Origin of the sequence: Peptoniphilus sp. HMSC062D09 (assembly GCF_001811425.1) — a bacterium.
In the GTDB taxonomy this organism is placed as follows: domain Bacteria; phylum Bacillota; class Clostridia; order Tissierellales; family Peptoniphilaceae; genus Peptoniphilus_A.
In genome coordinates this window covers 178693-199628 of record NZ_KV804685.1, presented here as the reverse complement: position 1 = coordinate 199628, position 20936 = coordinate 178693, and the positions used below count along the sequence as shown (strand labels likewise).

At 30.9% G+C, this 20936-nt stretch carries 22 protein-coding genes; all 22 read right to left on the bottom strand.

The genetic code is table 11. From position 1 onward, the window contains the following. Window positions 1–49: 49 nt before the first annotated feature. Window positions 50–1402 (bottom strand): thioether cross-link-forming SCIFF peptide maturase, encoded by a 1353-nt coding sequence (gene scfB, locus HMPREF2801_RS01170; RefSeq protein WP_070610182.1) that lies wholly within the window; start codon window positions 1400–1402, stop codon window positions 50–52. 51 nt (window positions 1403–1453) lie between these two features. Continuing rightward, window positions 1454–1600, bottom strand: coding sequence for a six-cysteine ranthipeptide SCIFF (gene scfA, locus HMPREF2801_RS01165; protein WP_019107118.1), 147 nt, complete (start codon window positions 1598–1600; stop codon window positions 1454–1456). Window positions 1601–1608: 8 nt separating this feature from the next. Next, on the bottom strand, window positions 1609–1908 hold the full coding sequence (gene yajC, locus HMPREF2801_RS01160; RefSeq protein WP_070610181.1) for a preprotein translocase subunit YajC: 300 nt from the start codon (window positions 1906–1908) through the stop codon (window positions 1609–1611). 68 nt (window positions 1909–1976) lie between these two features. Beyond that, window positions 1977–3089, bottom strand: a complete 1113-nt coding sequence (gene tgt, locus HMPREF2801_RS01155; protein WP_070610180.1) for a tRNA guanosine(34) transglycosylase Tgt — start codon at window positions 3087–3089, stop codon at window positions 1977–1979. Between the two features lie 5 nt (window positions 3090–3094). Then, a complete protein-coding gene (gene queA / locus HMPREF2801_RS01150) occupies window positions 3095–4114 on the bottom strand; it encodes a tRNA preQ1(34) S-adenosylmethionine ribosyltransferase-isomerase QueA (protein WP_070610179.1) in 1020 nt (339 codons plus the stop codon). A gap of 13 nt (window positions 4115–4127) precedes the next feature. Further along, entirely contained in the window at window positions 4128–5249 is a 1122-nt protein-coding gene (locus HMPREF2801_RS01145) for a SpoIID/LytB domain-containing protein (protein WP_070610178.1), read from the bottom strand. Between the two features lies 1 nt (window position 5250). Further along, window positions 5251–6252 (bottom strand): Holliday junction branch migration DNA helicase RuvB, encoded by a 1002-nt coding sequence (gene ruvB, locus HMPREF2801_RS01140; RefSeq protein ID WP_070610177.1) that lies wholly within the window; start codon window positions 6250–6252, stop codon window positions 5251–5253. Window positions 6253–6256: 4 nt separating this feature from the next. Continuing rightward, complete coding sequence (gene ruvA / locus HMPREF2801_RS01135) at window positions 6257–6841, bottom strand: Holliday junction branch migration protein RuvA (protein ID WP_070610176.1); 585 nt, start codon at window positions 6839–6841, stop codon at window positions 6257–6259. Beyond that, a complete protein-coding gene (gene ruvC / locus HMPREF2801_RS01130) occupies window positions 6841–7335 on the bottom strand; it encodes a crossover junction endodeoxyribonuclease RuvC (RefSeq protein WP_070610175.1) in 495 nt (164 codons plus the stop codon). Before ruvC ends, ruvA begins: the two co-directional genes overlap by 1 nt. A 38-nt stretch (window positions 7336–7373) precedes the next feature. Next, window positions 7374–8135 (bottom strand): hypothetical protein, encoded by a 762-nt coding sequence (locus tag HMPREF2801_RS01125; RefSeq protein ID WP_070610174.1) that lies wholly within the window; start codon window positions 8133–8135, stop codon window positions 7374–7376. A gap of 82 nt (window positions 8136–8217) precedes the next feature. Beyond that, window positions 8218–9213: an aspartate--ammonia ligase gene (gene asnA, locus HMPREF2801_RS01120; protein ID WP_070610173.1), complete on the bottom strand. Its 996-nt coding sequence runs from the start codon at window positions 9211–9213 to the stop codon at window positions 8218–8220. Window positions 9214–9271: 58 nt separating this feature from the next. Next, on the bottom strand, window positions 9272–9922 hold the full coding sequence (locus HMPREF2801_RS01115) for a zinc dependent phospholipase C family protein (protein WP_070610172.1): 651 nt from the start codon (window positions 9920–9922) through the stop codon (window positions 9272–9274). Window positions 9923–9987: 65 nt separating this feature from the next. Next, the gene (locus tag HMPREF2801_RS01110) at window positions 9988–11622 is read right to left on the bottom strand and encodes a glycosyl hydrolase family 18 protein (RefSeq protein WP_070610171.1); all 1635 of its coding nucleotides are present in this window, start codon (window positions 11620–11622) and stop codon (window positions 9988–9990) included. Window positions 11623–11689: 67 nt separating this feature from the next. Then, on the bottom strand, window positions 11690–12037 hold the full coding sequence (gene rplS / locus HMPREF2801_RS01105; protein WP_070610170.1) for a 50S ribosomal protein L19: 348 nt from the start codon (window positions 12035–12037) through the stop codon (window positions 11690–11692). Then, complete coding sequence (gene trmD, locus HMPREF2801_RS01100) at window positions 12024–12767, bottom strand: tRNA (guanosine(37)-N1)-methyltransferase TrmD (protein ID WP_070610169.1); 744 nt, start codon at window positions 12765–12767, stop codon at window positions 12024–12026. The genes rplS and trmD overlap by 14 nt, the downstream gene beginning before the upstream one ends. Beyond that, the gene (rimM, locus tag HMPREF2801_RS01095) at window positions 12764–13267 is read right to left on the bottom strand and encodes a ribosome maturation factor RimM (RefSeq protein WP_070610168.1); all 504 of its coding nucleotides are present in this window, start codon (window positions 13265–13267) and stop codon (window positions 12764–12766) included. The genes trmD and rimM overlap by 4 nt, the downstream gene beginning before the upstream one ends. Then, on the bottom strand, window positions 13254–13487 hold the full coding sequence (locus HMPREF2801_RS01090; protein ID WP_019124482.1) for a KH domain-containing protein: 234 nt from the start codon (window positions 13485–13487) through the stop codon (window positions 13254–13256). Before HMPREF2801_RS01090 ends, rimM begins: the two co-directional genes overlap by 14 nt. A 21-nt stretch (window positions 13488–13508) precedes the next feature. Continuing rightward, window positions 13509–13808: a 30S ribosomal protein S16 gene (gene rpsP, locus HMPREF2801_RS01085; protein ID WP_070610167.1), complete on the bottom strand. Its 300-nt coding sequence runs from the start codon at window positions 13806–13808 to the stop codon at window positions 13509–13511. 49 nt (window positions 13809–13857) lie between these two features. Further along, window positions 13858–15195: a signal recognition particle protein gene (ffh, locus tag HMPREF2801_RS01080; protein ID WP_019124484.1), complete on the bottom strand. Its 1338-nt coding sequence runs from the start codon at window positions 15193–15195 to the stop codon at window positions 13858–13860. 11 nt (window positions 15196–15206) lie between these two features. Further along, window positions 15207–15560, bottom strand: a complete 354-nt coding sequence (gene ylxM / locus HMPREF2801_RS01075; RefSeq protein WP_070610165.1) for a YlxM family DNA-binding protein — start codon at window positions 15558–15560, stop codon at window positions 15207–15209. Between the two features lie 234 nt (window positions 15561–15794). Then, complete coding sequence (ftsY, locus tag HMPREF2801_RS01070; protein WP_070610163.1) at window positions 15795–17237, bottom strand: signal recognition particle-docking protein FtsY; 1443 nt, start codon at window positions 17235–17237, stop codon at window positions 15795–15797. A gap of 9 nt (window positions 17238–17246) precedes the next feature. Next, the gene (gene smc / locus HMPREF2801_RS01065; protein ID WP_070610160.1) at window positions 17247–20765 is read right to left on the bottom strand and encodes a chromosome segregation protein SMC; all 3519 of its coding nucleotides are present in this window, start codon (window positions 20763–20765) and stop codon (window positions 17247–17249) included. Window positions 20766–20936 lie beyond the last annotated feature (171 nt).

The window sequence follows — 20936 nt, the reverse complement described above, 5'->3', positions numbered from 1 at the left end:
GGAAATAAATCCCTAATTAAGAGCCCCTCAGGGTTCATAAATTTTAAAATTATTCTTCATTTGCTAAAACTGAAATTGCACATTCAATTCTTTTCTTTTCCATGGCACAGCCAACCTTATAAGGTTTACTGATGTCCTTGTTGCTGTAATAAGCATTGGCATGGCATCCGCCTGAGCAATAGTATCTTGCCCAGCAGGATGGACAGTCTTCGTTAGTGTAGACATTGGAATTTTTAAATTTGTCTCTAAGTTCAGTATTTAAAATTCCGTCGTCAACATTTCCAAGTAAAAATTCTTCTTCGCCAACAAATTGGTGGCAAGGATAAATTTCTCCTTGAGGTGTTATTGCTACATATTCAGATCCTGCACCACAGCCAACAGTTCTCTTTACTATGCAAGGTCCTTGTGATAAGTCGATTATAAAGTGGAAGAAAGAAAAGTCCTTGTCCTTTTTTCTTATTTCAATGTAGTCTTTGCTCATCTTTTCATATTCACTTAAAATTTTATCTAAATGTTCTTCTCTAATGGCATAAGGCTCTCTTTCATCAGTTACAACTGGCTCAATGGAAGTCTTTTTAAAGCCGTGAGAATAAAAATCCTTTAAGTCTTCAGAGAAATCTAAATTTTCATTTGTAAAAGTTCCTCTAATAAAGTAATCCTTGTCGCCTCTCTTGTCGATTAGTTCTTTAAATTTTGGAACTATTACATCATAGGAGCCCTTGCCATTTATTGTTGGGCGCATCTCATCGTTGATTTCTTTTCTTCCGTCAATAGAAAGAACAACATTGTCCATGTTTTCGTTGATAAAGTCTTCAATTTCTTTATTTAAAAGCATTCCATTAGTTGTAATTGTAAATCTAAAGTGCTTATCATATTTCTTTTCTTCTTCTCTTCCATAGGCAACAAGTTTCTTTACAAGGTCAAAATTCATTAAAGGCTCGCCACCAAAGAAGTCAACTTCAAGATTTTTTCTATTTCCAGAATTTTTTAAAATAAAGTCTAAGGCCTTCTTTCCAGTTTCAAAGGACATTAAACTCCTGTCGCCCTTGAAGTCTCCTTGAGAAGCAAAACAATACTTACATCTCAAATTACAATCGTGAGCAACATGAAGGCAAAGAGCTTTAACAACATTTTCTGGATTATACTTTGGAAGTTTAAAATGTTCATCTTCAGAAAATAATAGACCTTCCTTAGTTAAATAATCTATTTCTTCATAGGCTTCAATAGCATCTTCTTTATTATAAAGTTTTGAAAATTTATCTATAATTTCTTCTTTTGATAATTTTTCATAATCATCAATCATTTCATAAACAATTTTTTCAACAACATGAACTGATCCGCTGGCAATATCAAGGACAATGTATCTATCGTTTAAATAAAATTTGTGAATTCTTTCTACCATCTTTACTCCTTTACATCCCTTAACAAAAATAAAAGCAAGGTTTCCCTTGCCTTAGTTTTCAGAATTTTCGCATTTTTGATTTCCAACTGTGCAGCTAGTCTTGCAAGCTGATTGACAAGATGTTTGGCATTCACCACATCCGCCTTTTTCATAAGTTTTTTTTAGATTTTTCTTTGTAAGTGTCTTTATATGTTTCATAGTATCTCCTATTCTTCTTCTGAGTCTTTAAGTTCAGTATTCTTTTTGTAAGTACCGTTAATTCCCCACTTCATTATTTCAATTTTTGTATTGTCTGATGAAGTTTCAATAACTAAGTAGTCTTCCTTTACAAGAATAATTTTACCAATTATTCCACCGATTGTTATTATTTTATCGCCCACTTTTAAGTTTTCGCGCATTTCGTTTACTTCATTTGCTTTTTTCTTTTGTGGTCTTATTATTAAAAAATAAAAAACAACAAACATCAATATTAAAGGAATAAAGTTTAACATTGTGTTTTGATCCATTATTAACTCCTTTCTTGTTTATTATTAATAATTATATTATACATTTAATCCCATGACTTAACAAGAAATTATTTATAACCATATTTTTTGTAGAAATCATTTTTATATTCTAAGAAATAATCGCCCTTGATAGACTCTCTTATGTTTTTCATCATATCCAATAAGAAATATAAATTGTGTATTGTAGCAAGTCTCATTCCAAGTATTTCATCAACATTAAATAAATGCCTTATATAAGCCTTGGAGAAATTCCTACAAGTATAACAGTCGCAATCTTCGTCAAGAGATGAAAAGTCTTCTTTATAGAGAGCATTCTTTATGGCAATTCTTCCCTTATGAGTTAAGACAGTTCCGTTTCTTGCTATCCTAGTTGGAAGAACGCAGTCTGCCATATCCACGCCTCTTTCCACAGCTTCAAATAAATAGTCGGGGCTGCCAACTCCCATTAAATATCTTGGTTTATTTTCTGGCATAAAGTCTGTAGTGTAATCCAAAATATCATTCATTAAATCAAGAGGCTCACCAACTGATAGACCTCCAATAGAATAACCCTTGAAGTCCATATCAACCATTTCTTTTGCTGAAATTTCCCTTAAATCTTTATACATACCACCTTGAATTATTCCAAAAAGTGTTTGCTTGTCTATATTTTTGTGATGTTCTTTACATCTTTCTGCCCATCTAAGAGTTCTTCTCATGGAATTGTCAATATATTCATGACTTGCAGGATAGGGTGCACATTCGTCAAAAGCCATCATAATATCAGAGCCCAAAACATTTTGAATATCAATAGATTTTTCTGGTGAAATAAACATTTTACTGCCATCTATGTGACTTCTAAAGTGAACTCCTTCTTCAGTTATTTTTCTGTTATCTGATAGAGAAAAAACTTGAAATCCGCCTGAATCTGTAAGAATTGGCTTGTCCCAATTCATAAAATTGTGAAGTCCGCCAGCTTTTTCTATGATATCAGTTCCTGGTCTTAAAAATAAATGATAAGTATTCGAAAGAATAATTTGTGAGCCTATTTTTTTTAGCTCATCAGGAGTCATAGTCTTTACTGTTGCTCTTGTGCCCACTGGCATAAATATTGGTGTCTCTATTTCTCCATGATTAGTTGTAATTTTGCCAAGTCTAGCCTTTGAATCCTTAGCAGTTTTTAATAGTTCAAATTTAAACATAAAACCTACCTTATAAACATTGCATCGCCAAAGCTGAAAAACCTATATTTTTCTTTTACAGCTTCCTTGTATGCCTTTAAAATAATTTCTCTTGTTGAAAGTGAGGACACTAGCATTAAAAGTGTTGACTCTGGCAAGTGAAAATTAGTTATAAGAGCATCTATGCACTTAAACTTGTAGGGTGGATAAATAAATATATTTGTAAATCCACTTTTTTCACAAACTCTTCCACTTTCATCTGCAATGGATTCAACAGTTCTTACACTTGTAGTTCCAACAGCAATTACTCTACTTCCTCTATCCTTTGCAGCATTAATTTTATCTGCAACTTCTTTTGTCATGATGTAAAATTCGGAGTGCATTTCATGTTCATCAATATTTTCAACTTTAACTGGTCTAAAAGTTCCAATGCCAACATGAAGTGTGATGTAGCAAATTTCAACGCCCTTGTCCTTTACTTTTTGAAGAAGTTCCTGTGTAAAGTGAAGACCTGCTGTTGGTGCAGCAGCTGAACCTTCTTCCCTTGCATATACAGTTTGGTATCTATTTTTATCTTCTAACTTTTCAGTAATATAAGGTGGTAGTGGCATTTCTCCAAGTTCATCTAATATTTCTTCAAAAATTCCTTCATATTCAAATTTTAAAAATCTTGAGCCATCTTTTGAAATATCAACTACTTCAGCAGATAATTTGTCACTAAAAATTATTTTAGTGCCTATTTGTGCTTTTCTTCCTGGTTTAGATAAACATTCCCAGGTGTCACCCTTGTGATTTAAAAGAAGAAATTCAATTTTTTCTTCCTTTCCTTCTCTATGTCCAAAAATTCGTGCAGGCATTACCTTGGTGTCATTTAATACTAGCACATCCCCTTCTTTCAGATAATCTATGATGTCATAAAAATGTTTGTGCTCCATTTCCCCAGTCCTTTTGTCCAATACAAGGAGTCTGGAATGATCTCTTTTTTCTGTTGGGTGTTGTGCTATCAATTCCTTTGGTAAGTCGTAATAAAAATCCTTTGTTTTCATTTTTGCCTTTCTGTTATTTTATTTTTTCGATATTTGTGCCAGGGAAATAAAATCCAATTATATCTTTATAGTTATTTCCTTTTTTTGCCATTTCAACAGCACCATATTGGCTCATGCCAACGCCATGTCCATAGCCTTTTCCCTTGACAACTATTTTATTGTTATCACACGCTATATCAAATAGTGTTGATTTAATTCTTGTATTGCCAATTTTTTGTCTAAAGTCCTTGGCTTTCATAGTTATATCGCCCTTAGAAGTGCTAAAACTTATGCTATTAACTCTATTTGAAGTATTCATAGAATCTAAATTTACGCCAAAAACATCGCTTAAATTTAATTTTTTCAAGTCACTGTCCTTTAGTGTGTATTCCCAAGGGTGAGTTGAATAAGGATCTTCCTTTGAAATTAAGTATGGAACAGCATTTCCACCCCAGGCATCTGCTGAGGAAACTGTGTATCCGCCAGAAGAAGCACAGAAAATTGTCTCTGCAATTTTTCCATCATACTTAATGACTTCTCCCAAAGTAGTTTCTACAGCCTTATCAGTAGATTTTTCTTCCACATCTTTTCCATAATAAACCTGTGAATTTGTTGTGTCATCTAAGTTATATCCTTTTTTTGTATATTTGTTGAAATTATTTATAGCAAAGGACCTAGAACAAAGAGCTTGTGCCTTTAGGGATTCCATCGGAAATTCTGGACTCATTTCCTTAGGCAAAACGCCTCTTAAATAATCGTCTAATTGAACATTGTTTATTATGTCTAGTTTTCCATTATTAACTCTAAAGGAAATGGAACCTCTGTAATTTCTCTTAATTTTATCCACATATATTGGAGAATCAGAATTAATTAAAAAAGCACCATCTTGTGGAAAATTTGCAAGTTTAAAATTTTTACCTTTTACATTGATATTTTTTCCATCAAACATTACTTCAATTTCCTTGTTATTTGTACTATTTATAACTTGATTATCTGAAGTAATAATATTTAAATTGCTCTTAGATTTTAACTTTAAATTTTCCTTCGCATTTACAGATTTTCCAACTTTAATATCAATTCTGTCGTAACTTTCCTTTGCGAAAATGCTAGTTGGCAATAAGATTAAAAATATGGCTAACAATAAAATTTTTTTCATATCAATCACCCTTGTATTCGATTCCAAAATGGTCATAAGCCCTTTTTGTAGCAACTCTTCCTCTAGGCGTTCTCATAATAAAACCTATTTGCATTAAATAAGGTTCATATACATCTTCTACTGTTCCCTTGTCTTCCCCAATAGCAGCAGATATGGCGTCAATACCCACAGGTCTACCATAGAACTTTTCAATCATAGTAAGAATTATTCTTCTGTCAATATTATCAAGTCCATATTTGTCAATCTCTAAGAGGTTTAAACCCTTAATTGCCACTTTTGTAGTTATTACACCCTCTTCTTTGACTTCAGCGTAATCCCTGACTCTCTTTAAAAGTCTATTGGCAATTCTAGGGGTCCCACGAGACCTCCTAGCAATTTCCATTGCTCCTTCTTCTTCTATTGGTATATTTAAAATCTTTGCAGATCTCATAATAATTTCTACTAAAGATTTTGTGTCATATAAGTCTAATTTTAACATCACACCAAATCTATCTCTAAGAGGTGATGTAAGCATACCTGCTCTTGTAGTAGCACCTATTAGTGTAAAGGGCGCTAGGTCCAGTCTAATGGATCTAGCAGAAGGTCCCTTTCCTATAATTATATCAAGAGCATGATCTTCCATTGCAGGATAAAGAATTTCCTCTACAGATTTATTTAGTCTGTGAATTTCATCTATAAATAGGACATCATCATTATTTAAATTTGTAAGTATGCTGGCAAGATCCCCTTGCTTTTCTATTGCCGGACCAGATGTGACTTTTAAGTTTACTCCCATTTCATTGGCAATAATTCCAGCTAAAGTTGTTTTACCAAGACCAGGTGGTCCACTTAAGAGAGTGTGATCAAGTGGTTCAGATCTGTTTTTTGCGGCTTCAATAAAAATTTTTAAATTATCTACAACTTTTTCTTGACCTATATATTCACTTAACCACTTTGGTCTAAGGCTAATTTCTTTTGTATCGCCATCTATAAAGGCTGGCTCTACTAATCTATTTTTATCCATTATATCAACCCATTAATTTCAATGCTTCTCTAATGCGCTCGGATATATCTAATGAAGCATCAATTTTTTCCAGTGATTTTTTTGCGTCATATACATTATAACCCAAGGAGATAAGTGCCTCAACTGCTGAATCATCATTTTCATCAAATAGAGGAGTTTCTTCTGTGGCAAAATCTAAATCTAGGTTTAATTTTTCAACCTTATCTTTTAACTCAAGAATAATTCTCTGTGCAGTTTTTTTGCCAACACCTGGGAGCTTCGTAAGGGACTTTTCATCCTTTGACAATATGTATTTTGCAATATTAGAAACATCGTCTCCCTCTAATATTCCCATGGCAAGCTTAGGTCCTATTCCTGTTACACTTGTCAATAAATCAAAGGCATTTCTAGTTTCACTGTCTTTAAAACCATATAAAGTTGCAGCATCTTCTCTAAGGACAAGTCGAATATTTATAAAAACTTCTTCATTTTTATAAAAAGTATGAAGCTCTCTCGAAATCATATTTACTATATAACCAATTCCATTGGCTTCAAGGACTAAATAACCTCTGTCAGTTGAGTGTACTCTTCCCTTTAAAAATTCTATCATTATATCATCCTAAAACTTTCTTTAAACTTAATGGAACTACCATGAGTAATGGCAACAGCTAGTGCGTCAGCCACATCATCAGGCTTTGGAACTTCTTTTAAATTTAAAATCATCTTAACCATTTCTTGAACTTGTATCTTTGTAGCTCTTCCATAACCCACAAGAGCTTGTTTAACTTGAAGTGGTGTGTACTCATATAAACCTGCACCACTATTTTTTGCAGATAAAACTTCAACGCCACGAGCCTGAGCAACAGTTATGGCTGTTTTGACATTTTTGTTGAAAAATAACTCTTCAAAAGCTATATCTTCTGGCTTATACTTTTCAATTAAGTCATTCATTTCCACATAAATAGAATTTAATCGATCTGGAAGTGGAACTTTTGCCATTGTAGTGATTGCACCATAATCCAAAACTTTGTAAGAATTGCCATTTAGTTCCAAAATTCCATAACCAACTATTGCTATTCCAGGGTCAATGCCCATTATTACCAAATTACCACCACTTTAAAAAGGATAGCATAAAACTATCCTTACTTGTATCTCTTTAAAACTCTATCATTGACTCCGTCCCAAAAACCGTTTCTAAAAATCCTAAATCCATCTATGTATAGAAACTTAGAAATCTTATTGTTTAGAGTCTCAATTTCCTTTTCAGTCAAATAGGAATCCACTTCCTTGATTTTAACATTGTCATCTTCGCTTTTAAAAATAAGTTGCATATCAAGATGATTGTTAATATTATTTATTTTATCGTTAAGTAATCTTTTCTTAACATCTGAAAGTGTACTTTTTATAAAAATCCTAATTTGCCTATCTTTTCTTATGTCTTTAAAAACTAATTTCTTAAAAGACAAAACTTCTTCATTTTTAAATTCGTACTGAAAAAGTTTATTTCTGTTGTAAAGTTCATCAATAGTTAAAAACTTTAAAGTTATAATTTCTAATAAATTAATATGTTTCTTAGAGTTGAAGCCAAGTCTATAGCCTTCCAAATATAGATAAAGCTCTAATCTATTGATGTCATCATGAATTAGGCTAGAAAGATTGCGTGCAATTAACTCAATTCCTTCCTTTTGCCTATAAATTTTAATTATATCTTTTCTCAAATTTTCAAGAGTTACATACCTTGGATATATATTTTCAATTGACTCATAAACATTGTATAGATTTAGTAGAATGTTTATGCTATCCAAATCACCCTTAAACAAGAAATTTGCAATTAGGTATTTTTTTATATCTTTAAAGGCAAGGCTTTTAAAATTTTCTTGATTTAATTTTTGTGCCAAATCCATAAAAAAATCCTCCGGTTTCGTATAAAAATATTATACTATATATTCCGGAGGATTTGTATCCAATTTGTAATTTTTTTAAATTTTATAATAGTTTTATTTTATTTTCTTTACAATAGTTTAAACTATTTTCATCCCATACTCCAACTTGTACTTCCCCAATGTGACTCTTTTCAAGGAAAAACATACAAATTCTAGATTGACCTATACCTCCACCTATTGTATAAGGGAGTTTTGCATTTAAAACATCTTGATGATATTTTAACTTAAATCTGTCAGTTGTATTTGCAAGTTCACATTGACTTCTCAAAGATTCTTCATCAACGCGTATACCCATACTAGAAACTTCCAGAGAATTGCCCAAGACTTCATCCCAAAATAAGATGTCGCCATTTAAACTCCAATCGTCATAATCCGGACTTCTGTGGTCGTGAGGTTCTCCAGAATTTAAATCTGCACCAATGCCCATGATGAATACTGCACCCTTGTCCTTGCAAATTAATTTTTCTCTTTCTTTGGAAGTCTTTCCTGGATATAAATCTTCAAGTTCTTGTGAAGTTATAAAAAATATTTCATCTGGTAATTTTTTTGAAAGAATGTAAGGATAGGTTTGATTAATATATTCTTCACATCTTTTAAATACAGAATAAATTTCTTTAACAGTTAAATAAAGATATTCCTTATTTCTGTCACTTTTGTCTATTATTTTTTCCCAGTCCCATTGATCCACATAAGAAGAGTGAATTTCATCAAGCTCTTCTTCAGCTCTAATGGCATTCATGTCTGCGTAAATTCCTTCATACATATTGAAGTTATATTCCTTAAGAGCATTTCTCTTCCACTTTGCAAGAGATTGAACAATTTCAACATTGATTCCATATTGTCTCAAATCAAAATCTACTGCTTTTTCACCATTTAAGTTGTCATTAAGCCCAGTTTCGGGTCTAACAAAGAGAGGTGCTGAAACTCTTTGTAAGTTTAAAGTGTTTGCCAAGTCCCTTTGAAAGTAATCCTTTACCGACTTAATTGCAATCTGTGTTTCTCTAAGGTCTAGTTTTGTAGCACTAGAATTATTTCTCATCTTTTTCCTCCATAATTATAAAAATCTTTCACCCCTAGGAGTGAAAGAATTTTGTTTCTTAAATAAATTGTATATCAAATTCCCCATTATATTCAAGTATTGATTCAATAACAAGAATAGAAATATTCGTAGATAAATTTAAAGCAAAATTTAAATCAATGTCAAAGCTGTGATTTGAATTTTTATATTCCTCTGTAACTTTTATCAAGTAAGCCTTTACTTTTTTCTCAAGCTTTATATTGGAATTTTCAAAAAAGTTTATATCTTCACATGAAATCACATCTCTAAAACTTTCTTCTAAAAATTTGTTTTCTCTGGCATATAAAGCTAAATCTTGTTCATACTTAACATGCTTTCTCAAATTTTCAATAAAAGTCATTCTATAAGCGTGTGGATAACATACAAAATCACAGAGATAATGCATAATTATGCCAAGCTTTTTGCTCATGTAATTAATAAATAGCTTGCTTTCGTTGCCTTCAGAATAGGAATATCTGGAAAAATAAATAAGTTTACTTATTTCTCTTGCTATATAATCTCCCGATTCATCAAAATAGTGTCTCTTTGTCTTGTAATAAGGCAAAACATCAGGTGCAATTGATCCCCAAAGCATTTTATCTAGATTTAAATTGACATTATATTTTTCTTTAATTCTATCGTGAACAATTTTAGCCACGATTTTATGTGTATCAGGTAAAATTTTAAACACATCCTAATAAAATTACAGTTAATTACTCTTTAATTTTATACTTAATATTTTAAATTGTCAATATTTTAATTAGTTTTCTCTAATTCTTTTGAAATTACATCCCAAATATTTTGAGTTTCAAATCCAAGTCTCCAAGATCCAACGCCTGCTAGATTATATTTGTTAACTAGGGAAACTTTTTTCTCTATGGAATTTGCATCCTCTATCCAAATTTTATATGTTGCACCATTTTCCTGATATTCCACATAATTTTGTTGTGATTCTTTGTCCCAAGTTGGATTTAAGCCCTTTGATGCAATAATATTTGCAACTTCTGACATGGATATTGTCTTTGAAGTAACTTTGCCATTTGAATCTTTCCAAAGTCTTGTATAAAGTGGAACGCCTAAGATCATTTTCCTGTTAGGTATATTTCTAAACAAGACATTAATGCTACCTTCCACCCATTTATATTGAGCAACTGAACCTGCTTCTTCAGATGATGCCCAGTGTTGGTCATAAGACATGACAACTATATAATCAGAAATTTCTGCCAAAGCTTTTCTGTCGTAGGGCTCCTTAGTGACATCAGATGAAATTTGCGGAGTTACATCAACTGTAATAATAAAATCTTCTCCAGCACTTTCTCTAAACTCTCTTACAAAGGCAGTTATATTGTCTCTATCTTCAATTTTTGTGTGTTCAAAGTCTATATTGATGCCCTTCATCTTGTATTTTCTACAAAGTTCAAGAGTTTTATCGATGATTTTTTTGCGAGTATTTTCATTTGATAGAGCCTCATGAGTAATGTCTGGATCAAAGGAATTGTCCAAATAAGCCCATACTTCAATGCCTAAATCATTGTACTTCTTTATATAATTTAAGTTTCCTCTATCAATCATGTCTCCATTTCCATTTCTAATGGAAAACCAAGTAGGAATTATTACATCAAGTCCGTTAATATCTTTTATTTGCTCAACTTTTTCATCAGAATGCTCAGCATAAGTGTAGTCCCAAGTTAAATTAATTGGACTCTTTGAAATATTTTTTGTGGCAGATGCTAAAATGAATTTTTCAAAATTTTCATCAACATCGCTCTTTAAAACATAGCCAGCATATCCTTCAGGCATTCTAACAATATAGTATTTACTTTCTTCGCCATATACATATAATTTTTCGCCTTCAGGAAGTTTTTTTATAATTGGACCTCTGCGAGAAGCATCTTCTCTAAGCAAAGTTTCTTTACTTGTCTTTGTTAAGTCATATTCCTTGTCTCTATAGTCTAAAAGCAAAAGTCTTATGTCTTTATTATATCTCAAGCTTACATTGTAGTCGTAGATAAAGGCTTCAATTGGAAGCATTATCTTGCCATTTTTTTCAATAACTGGTGCTCTTAAATCAATAGTTCCACTGTTGAATTTTGCTTGATATTCATTTAACTTTAAAATTTTATTTGCGTGGTCGTTTTCTATCCTTACTTCTCCACTTGCTTTATCATAAGAAATATTTTCATCAAGATATTTCTTTATGTAGTCAAGAGATAGGTAAATCATTCCATCTTCAATGGAAAAGTCATCTTTATCGATATCCTTATTTTCTGTTATGAAGTTGAATTTGTCGTATTTAGTTGAAATTTTTGTTGTTCCTCTATTTTCAACAAATAAAAAAGCACCTGCTGCCAAAATAATAATTAAAAAAATTCCAAAAAAAATCTTTTTCATATAATCACTCCTCTAATTTATTTGCTCAAAATAAAAGATACTAAAAATAGGACTTAAAGTCCCACTCTTAGTAATTAGTCTTTTCTTTAACTTTTGCAGCTTTACCTTGTCTATCTCTAAGATAGTAAAGTTTAGCACGTCTAACACTACCTTTTCTTGTAACAACAAGATCGGCAATTCTTGGTGAATTAAGAAGGAAAGTTCTTTCAACTCCAATACCATAAGAAATTCTTCTTACTGTAAAAGTTTTTCTAGAGCTTTTTCCTTGAATTTTCATGACAGTTCCATCAAAAACTTGGATTCTTTGTCTTTCGCCTTCAATAATCTTGTAGTGAACACTTACAGTATCCCCAACATTAAATTTAGGTAAATTTTCATTTATTTGTTCATCTTCAATAGCTTTAATATAATCCATTGTCTTTACCTCCTTCCAGTAAATCTTTCAATATATCTTTTTCTTCATCATTTAAATTTTTATTTTTTAATAAATCTGGCCTTTTCTGCAAAGTGTTTTTAATAGACTCTCTAAGTCTATACTTCCTAATTTTTTCATGATCTCCACTTAAAAGAATATCAGGAACTTCAAGTCCTCTAAATTCTTTTGGTCTAGTGTACTGTGGATGTTCTAAAAGCCCATTATAGTGTGACTCGTCTTTAAAGGACTCATCACTAGCAAGAACGCCATCAATTAGTCTTGATACACCATCAATAATTACCATAGATGCCAACTCTCCACCAGTTAAAACATAGTCACCAATGGAAATTTCTTCATCTACATAATTTTCAATGACTCTGTTGTCAATACCTTCGTAATGGCCATTTAGAAGTATTATGTGTTCTTCATTTTTAAGTTCTTTTAGCTTATCCTGAGTTAAAACCTTGCCCTGTGGGGACATGTAATAAACTTTAGATTTTTCACTCTTTACAGATTCTATTGCCTCTACTATTGGTTTTATTTGCATTAGCATACCTGGCCCACCGCCATAGGGATAGTCGTCAACTTGTAGGTATTTATTGATTGCAAAATCTCTTATATCTACAGTTTCAAGATCTAATTTTCCTTCGCCGATAGCCCTTCCAACAATAGAAAAATCTCTAATGTGATTTATGAATTCGGGAAATAATGTTAAAACACTTATTTTCACAAAATCATTCCTTCTATTAATTTGATAGTTATTGTTGAATCTATTTTTTTAATAAATTCCTTAACTGCAGGTATTTGATAAATACTTTTATCATCACTTTCAATTATAAAAATATCATTAGCAGGGTATTCAAGTACATCTTTAAGTACACCAATATAATTGTTTTCAGTGTCATAGACTTTTTTGCCAATTATATCAGATACATAATACTGATCTTCCTTTAAAGCTAGCCTATCTTCATCTTTAATATAAATCTCACTGCCCTTTAAATTAAGGACAAGATTTATATCTTCAAAACCTTCAAAAGTTATATATACAAAATCATTTACTCTAACTTTTTTAATAAAAAATTCTCGTAAATCATTGCCTATAAAGACACTATCTAACTTTGAAAATCTTTTTTTGTCAAAAGTATAAGGCTCTACTTTAAGTTCACCCTTGATGCCATGAGTATTTATAATTTTACCAATGCATGTAATTGAATCTTTAATATTCTTCAATTTCCAAATTAACCTTTACATCTTCTTTTAGTGAAACAGCCTTTAAGATTGCTCTTATTGCCTTGGCAATTCTACCTTGCTTGCCAATAACTTTTCCCATATCATTTGATGCAACTTTAAGAGTAATATCAATTGAATCATCATTCTTAGTCATTGTCACATCAACTGAAGAAGGATCGTCAACTAAAGATTTAGCAATATATTCAATTAATTCAACCATTTTGGTCCTCCAAACATACTGTTATTCAGTAGCTTCTGATTCACTTGCTTCTGCTGTATCCTTTGAGTCTTTTTCAGTGTTATATACTGAATTTTCTCTGAAAAGTCTGTCAACTGTATCAGTAGGTTTTGCACCATTTTTAATCCAGTTGTTAGCTTTTTCTGAATCTACAACAACTTCCTTAGGAGCTGTAAGTGGGTTATAATAACCAATCTCCTCGATGAATTTTCCATCTCTAGGACTTCTAGAGTCTGCTACAACTATTCTATAAAAGGGTTTTTTCTTTGTACCCATTCTTCTAAGTCTAATTTTAACTGCCAAATTATTCACCTCCACAAAAAAATTTATATATTAAAATATATAAGCTAGGTTAAAAGGAAAAAGGTAATTTAAATTTTCTCTTTCCCATATTTTTGGACATGTTTCCAAATTGTTTCATCATTTTTCTCATGTCCTTAAACTGTTTTATAAGTTTATTTACATCTGCTGGACTAGTTCCAGAACCCTGTGCAATTCTCTTCCTTCTGGAAGAATCTATAATTTCAGGCTTTTGTCTTTCCTTTTTTGTCATGGAAAGAATCATTGCCTCAACTTTAGCAAATTCATTATCAGGTAAGCTAATACCCTTTAGGGCCTTGCTATTCATGCCAGGAATCATTCCAATAATATCTTCTAGAGGACCCATGTTTTTCATTTGTTGCATTTGGTCCAAGAAATCTTCAAAAGTAAAAGTTGACTTTCTAAGTTTCTCTTCAAGTTCCCTTGCCTTTTTATCATCAACAGCTGACTGTGCTTTTTCAATTAAGGAGAGCACATCCCCCATGCCAAGAATTCTCGAAGCCATTCTGTCTGGGTGGAAGACTTCAATATTATCCATCTTTTCACCACTAGCAATAAATTTTATAGGAACATCAGTAACTGATCTAATAGATAGAGCAGCACCACCTCTTGCATCGCCATCAAGTTTAGTAAGTATTACACCTGTTAGCTTTAACATATCGTCAAAGGTATCAGCAACATTTACTGCATCTTGACCAGTCATTGCATCAAGGACAAGAAGAACTTCAGAAGGTTCAAGTGCCTCATGTATATCTTGAAGCTCCTTCATAAGTTTTTCATCAATGTGAAGTCTACCAGCTGTATCTATGATTACTACATCATTTCCATTTTTCTTAGCATGCTCAAGAGCAGCCTTAGAAATATCTACTGGGGAAATTTTATCTCCCATGGTAAAAACTGGAGTGTCAACAGACTTACCAACAACTTGAAGTTGTTTTATTGCTGCTGGTCTATAAACATCACAAGCAACTAAAAGAGGTCTCTTTCCATCTTTTTTTAATTTATTGGCAAGCTTACCACTTGTAGTAGTTTTACCTGCACCTTGAAGACCACACATCATTATAACTGTAGGTTTTTTTGAGAAGTCAATTTTGACTTCGCTAGTTCCCATTAAATTTGTGAGTTCTTCGTTGACAATTTTAATAACTTGTTGGCCTGGAGTAAGAGATTCTAAAACTTCTTTTCCCAAAGCTCTTTCTTTAACTGTTTTTACAAATTCTTTAACTACTTTAAAGTTAACATCAGCCTCAAGAAGTGCAAGCTTTACTTCACGCATAGCTGCGTCAATATCTTTTTCGGATAATTTACCTTTGCCTGTCAATTTTTGCAAAGTATTTTGCAATTTATCGGATAAACTTTCGAATACCAAAAATTCACCTCCTAGTCAAAAAGTATTTTTCTAAGTTCTTTAATTTTCAAATTATCTTGATTTAAAGATTCTTTTTCCATACCTTCTAAAATAGTTTCAATTTTTTTTCTTTTTATTTCTCTACTCTCTTCTTCTTTTTTAGCATTTTTTATTAATTCAAGTTTTTTTTCAAAGTCTTCTAAATTATTTTCTGCCCTTTTTAAGTTGTCAAAGACTGCTTGCTTTGAGATGTTAAGTTCAGATGATATCTCATTTATTGTGCAGTCATAAACATAATACATATAGGCAGCCTTCTTTTGCTTTTCAGTGAGAAGATTTCCATAAAAATCAAGTAAGCTGTTCATCCTAAAAAATTTTTCATTCATTTTTATCACCATTTTTCTAGCGAGGTCAACCTTTTTACTTGACCTTTATTATTGTAGCTAATACTTCTCAATAAGTCAACAAATTTTTTAAATTTTTTTATAGTTTTTTGAAATTTTTAAGAGTTTTTTAAAAATTAATTATAAATAATAATATTAATCTTCAGTTAATTATAATTGATCAAAAAAATCCAATAAAAAAGTAGGATCTCTCCTACTTTAAAAGTCTATAAAATTTTATCCAAAAATTGTATCTAAGAAGGTGTCAATATTAAAATCTTGAAGATCCTCTATTCCTTCACCAACTCCAATTAGTTTAATTGGTATTCCAAGTTCAGATTGTAGGGCAATTACAACTCCACCCTTTGCAGTTCCATCGAGTTTTGTAAGGGCAATGGCAGAAATGTCTGTAACTTCTTTAAAAGTTTTTGCCTGATTAATTGCGTTTTGACCAGTTGTTGAATCGAGAACCAACAAATTTTCGCGATTAGCTTCAGGATATTTTTGAGTAATAATTCTATTTATTTTTTCAAGTTCCTTCATTAGATTTGACTTGTTGTGGAGCCTTCCTGCAGTGTCGACTATTAATACATCAGTATTTCTTGCCTTTGCAGCTTCAATTGCATCGAAGACAACTGCTGCCGGATCAGATCCTTCGTCGTGACTAATTACATCAACATTTGCTCTAATTCCCCATTCCTTTAGTTGGTCAATGGCAGCAGCTCTAAAAGTATCTGCCGCACAAACTAAAACTGATTTGTTTTCATTTTTAAATCTTTGTGAAAGTTTACCAATAGTTGTAGTTTTTCCTACGCCATTTACTCCAACTACTAAAATAATTGCTGGTGGGTCTGAATTAATTTTTGTGTTTAGTTTTGGGTTCATTAATTTTTTTGCTTCCTTTAATAGTAGAGGTTTAACTTCTTTAGGGTCATTAACTTTTTCTCTAATTATTGTTTCACGCAAATTGTCAATTAGTTTCATTGTAGTTTCCATTCCCACATCTGCAGAAACTAAAATATCTTCAAGGTCTTCTAACATCTCATCGTCAATTTTTACATAGGCGCCAAGAACAGTGTTAATTTTTATGCCAACTTCTTTTCTTGTTTTGTCGAGACCATCCTTTAGTCTTTGAAAAAGTGAAGCTTTTTTTGGCGCTTCTGTTATTTCTTCAAGCTCTTCTTCGAGATTTTCGCTATTTTCTTCTAAATTATTTACTTCTTTTTCTTCAGTCTTATTTTCAATTGCCTCTTCAATTACTTCCTTATCTTGGAATTTTTCATTAGTGTCTTCTATGTCTTCAGAAGTTTTTAAATCTTCCTCTGATAAATTTCCTTCTTCTGAAACTTCTTCTAGCTTTTCATGGATTTCTTCTAAGTTTTTATCTTCTTCTTTGATTTCTTCTTTGATTTCTTCTTTTTCTTCAGTCTTCTTTTCTATTGCTTCTTCAATAACTTCCTTATCTTGAAATTTTTCATTAGTGTCTTCTATGTCTTCAGACGCTTCTAAAACTTCCTCTGATAGATTTCCTTCTTCTGAAACTTTTTCTAACTTTTCATGAATTTCTTCAAGCTCTTCTTCTTGATTATCTTCAGAAGAGATTTCGTCCTTTACTTCTTGAAGTTCTTCCTTGACTTCATCTTCTTTTTTCTTAAATTTATCCTTAAACCATTCAAACATTTTTTTCTCCTAATCCTTTAATTTTACAGAGTACAACTTACTAATTCCTTTCTCTTCCATTGTAACACCATACATGGTCTTTGCAATCTCCATTGTAAGTTTTCTGTGAGTAATTATTATAAACTGGATTCCCTCTAAAGTAAGAAGGTAATCAGCATATCTTTTAATATTTGCATCATCAAGGGCTGCATCAATTTCATCTAAGATACAAAAAGAAGCAGGCCTATATTTTAAGAGGGCAAACAAAAGTGCTACAGCAGTTAGTGATTTTTCTCCACCTGATAAAAGTGAAAGAGCTTGAAGTCTCTTTCCTGGAGGAGAAGCCTTTATCTCTATACCGGAATTTAGCAAATCTCCTTCAATACATATTTCTGCACGCCCGCCATTAAACAAAGTCTTAAAGATTTCTGCAAAATTCTCTGAGATTTCATCCATGGCTTCTTTAAATATTTTTTTCATCTCAAGGTCTAACTTATTTAAAATTGACTTAATTTCTTCCTTTGACTTGATTAAGTCGTCTCTTTGTGAGCTGTAGAAGTCAAGTCTTTCCTTTACAAGTTTATATTCTTCAATAGATGAAATACTTACATCTCCATAATCTCTTACCTTTTTCTTCAATCTTTTAATGGAACTTTCCTTGATGTCTTGAAGATTTTCGTCGATGTATTTGTGAAAATCTTCGATATTGTACTCATCATTTAGCCTAACACTTTCATTTGATATTTTATTTTTGTTCATATCAATTTTTAAATTGATTTTTTCTCTTTCTGAATTTATTATAAGTGATTTTTCCTTTAGTTCACTTAATTTATCTTTGCTTCTTAAGAAAACTTTATTTTTTTCTTCCAAAAGACTTTTTAAATCATTAATAGAAATTTTTAAATTTTCTATAGATGACTTTAGGTCTTCTAATTTAATCTTATTTTCTTCATTAAAACTTGTTTTATTATTGATGTTAATACTAGTATCTTCTAATGTAATTTTATTAGATTTCAATTTCTCTTCAATACTTTGAATTTCATTTTTTATTCTTTCAGATTCTCTATTATTATATAGAAGCTTTTCACGATTTTCTCTCTCTAATAGCTGGATCTCAATTCTTTCACTTTTCAAAGCCTCAATTGACTTTGACAATTCAGATAATTTTTTTCCGCTATCAACTTCTTTAAGTAGATCTTCTAAAAATTTGTTTTTATTTTTAATTTCTAAATTATTTTTTTCTAAATTTGAAGAGTCAACTTTGATGTTTTCTTCTAATTCATCTCTTTCTCTTTCATATTTATTTAAGTAATTTGTATTTAAATCTCTGTCATTTTTATTTTTGTAAATATTTTTTTCAATATCAGAAATTTTCATTTTATAAGAGTTTTGTCTTTCAGAAAAATCTCTTGAAAAACTTTCTAAATCAAAAATTTCTTTTTCTATTTTACTTTTATCTTGGCTAAGATTTTTAATTTCAGAATTAGTTTCCTTAGCTTTATTTAGAAGTTCACTAATTTCATTTTTACGCAAAATAAAACTGCTGTTGAAATTATTTAAACTTCCGCCAGTTATGGCTCCTGAAGGGTTAAATACCTCGCCCTTTAGGGTTACAACTTTTAATTTGTGCTTTTTTGATATGCGACTAGCATTTTTAAAGTTATCAGCAATAATAACTCTTCCAAGTAAATTATAAAAAATTCCAGAAAAAACTTCGTCAAATTTAATTAAATCGCATGCTATTCCAATTACTCCATCTTCAGAATTTATATTTGCCTTGCTGCCATTAACTCTATCAAGAGGCAAAAAGGTTGCCCTGCCCATCTTATTGTCTTCAAGAATTTTTAGCATGTCTGATGTTTCTTTAGTTGAAGACACAATTATGTTTTGAGCCATGGAACCGAGAGCTACTGAAATTGCCCTTTCATATTTTTTTTCTACAGAAAACTTTTCAGCAACTGGTCCAAATAAGGACTCTTTAAAGACATTATGCTTTGAAGAAAAATTCATAAAGGACTTTACAGCTCTGTTGTAGCCTTCATAATTTGACTCCATATTTTCAAGTATTTTTAATTTAGCCAAGATTTCATTTAAAGAATTTTTCTTTGAAATCAACTGATTCTCAAGATCTTTATTATTTACATCAAGATTTTTTAACTTTTCCTCAGTTTTTTCAAAGTCTAATTCTTCTTTTTTAAGTAAGTCATTTAATTTCTCTATTTCCTTTGAATCTTTATCAATAATTTTTACAAATTCAGCTTCATTATTTTTTAGATTTTCAATGCTTTTCTCTAAACTGAGCTTTCTATTATTTTTTTCTTCAATAATGTCCTTTAAGGTTTCGTTTTTAAAATTAATATTTTCTATTTCATTTTTTATTTTATTTTTATTTTCAAAATTTAAATTGCCAATTTCTTCTAATTTTTTAAACTCTTCTTCAAAATTCTCAATAATTCTATTTTTTTCTTCTAATTTTTTTAGAATTTCATCTTTTGATTCCTTTAGAATTTCCTGATCCTTGTAAAGATCTTCTAAGTTTTTATTATTTAAAAGCATGCTTTCTTTAAGAGAAGAATTTTCAAACTCAATTCTCTCAGAATCTTTTTTTAATGAATTTATCTTTTCACTTTGAAGAGTAAGTTCTAAATTTATTTTGTCATATTCATCTTTTTGTTTATTTAAATTTTCATTGGCTTCATTGTTTTTATCAGAAATATTAGAAATTTCACCTTCTAATACTTCCAATTCCTTATATAAATTATTGCGCTCTAAATTAATTTTATCAGAATCTATTTTTAAATTTTCTGAAGTTTCTTCAAGATTTTTTATTTCTTCTTCTTTATTTTTTATATCTTTACAGGAAAAATTAATATCATTAATTTTTAAAACTTCAAAATCCTTTAGGTAGGCTTCAGCTTTTTCAGCTTGAGCCTTGAGATTTTCTTCTTGAAGGACTATTTCTGATAAAATGTCTTCGATTCTAACTAAGTTTTCTTCTGTTTTTAAAAGTTTATTAGTAGATTGAACTTTTTTGTACTTGTATTTTGAAATCCCTGCAGCCTCTTCAAAAATATTTCTCCTGTCCTCTGGCTTTGAACTTAGAACAGATTCAATTTTTCCTTGACCAATTACAGAATAACCATCTTTTCCTATTCCAGTGTCCATAAAAAGTTCTTTGATGTCTTTGAGCCTGCACTTCTTATTGTTAATCAAGAATTCACTTTCAAGAGACCTATACATCCTTCTAGTGACAGAAACTTCGTTATAAGGAAGATTAAGAGATTTGTCGCTGTTGTCAAAGACAATAGTAACTTCAGCAAGTCCAAGTGGCCTTTTGGCATCAGTTCCAGAAAAAATTACATCTTCCATCTTATTTCCACGAAGATTTTTCACTGAAGTTTCGCCAAGGGCCCAGGTAATGGCATCAGTAATATTGCTCTTGCCACTACCATTTGGTCCCACTATTGCCGTAGTAGTCTCGTCTAATTCAATTTTTGTTCTATTTGCAAAGGATTTAAATCCCTGCATAGTAACTGATTTTAAAAACATCTACTCACCCATAATAATCTCTTATATCAATAAGCTCACTAAATTTAGCTTGAATTTCAACATGAAAACTTCCTAAATCTTTCTCTCTCAGTTTGATTTTTGAGATATCCAGTTCTTTTATAATTTCATCTTTATTTTTCGATTTTTGCCCACTAATATTTGAAATATTTT

Bases quoted from the DNA above. Each gene is read 5' to 3' on its own strand.
- scfB (WP_070610182.1), bottom strand. From the start codon at position 1,402: ATGGTAGAAAGAATTCACAAATTTTATTTAAACGATAGATACATTGTC.
- scfA (WP_019107118.1), bottom strand. From the start codon at position 1,600: ATGAAACATATAAAGACACTTACAAAGAAAAATCTAAAAAAAACTTAT.
- yajC (WP_070610181.1), bottom strand. From the start codon at position 1,908: ATGGATCAAAACACAATGTTAAACTTTATTCCTTTAATATTGATGTTT.
- tgt (WP_070610180.1), bottom strand. From the start codon at position 3,089: ATGTTTAAATTTGAACTATTAAAAACTGCTAAGGATTCAAAGGCTAGA.
- queA (WP_070610179.1), bottom strand. From the start codon at position 4,114: ATGAAAACAAAGGATTTTTATTACGACTTACCAAAGGAATTGATAGCA.
- HMPREF2801_RS01145 (WP_070610178.1), bottom strand. From the start codon at position 5,249: ATGAAAAAAATTTTATTGTTAGCCATATTTTTAATCTTATTGCCAACT.
- ruvB (WP_070610177.1), bottom strand. From the start codon at position 6,252: ATGGATAAAAATAGATTAGTAGAGCCAGCCTTTATAGATGGCGATACA.
- ruvA (WP_070610176.1), bottom strand. From the start codon at position 6,841: ATGATAGAATTTTTAAAGGGAAGAGTACACTCAACTGACAGAGGTTAT.
- HMPREF2801_RS01125 (WP_070610174.1), bottom strand. From the start codon at position 8,135: ATGGATTTGGCACAAAAATTAAATCAAGAAAATTTTAAAAGCCTTGCC.
- asnA (WP_070610173.1), bottom strand. From the start codon at position 9,213: ATGAGAAATAATTCTAGTGCTACAAAACTAGACCTTAGAGAAACACAG.
- HMPREF2801_RS01110 (WP_070610171.1), bottom strand. From the start codon at position 11,622: ATGAAAAAGATTTTTTTTGGAATTTTTTTAATTATTATTTTGGCAGCA.
- rplS (WP_070610170.1), bottom strand. From the start codon at position 12,037: ATGGATTATATTAAAGCTATTGAAGATGAACAAATAAATGAAAATTTA.
- HMPREF2801_RS01090 (WP_019124482.1), bottom strand. From the start codon at position 13,487: ATGGTTGAATTAATTGAATATATTGCTAAATCTTTAGTTGACGATCCT.
- ylxM (WP_070610165.1), bottom strand. From the start codon at position 15,560: ATGAATGAAAAATTTTTTAGGATGAACAGCTTACTTGATTTTTATGGA.
- ftsY (WP_070610163.1), bottom strand. From the start codon at position 17,237: ATGTTTGAATGGTTTAAGGATAAATTTAAGAAAAAAGAAGATGAAGTC.
- smc (WP_070610160.1), bottom strand. From the start codon at position 20,765: ATGTTTTTAAAATCAGTTACTATGCAGGGATTTAAATCCTTTGCAAAT.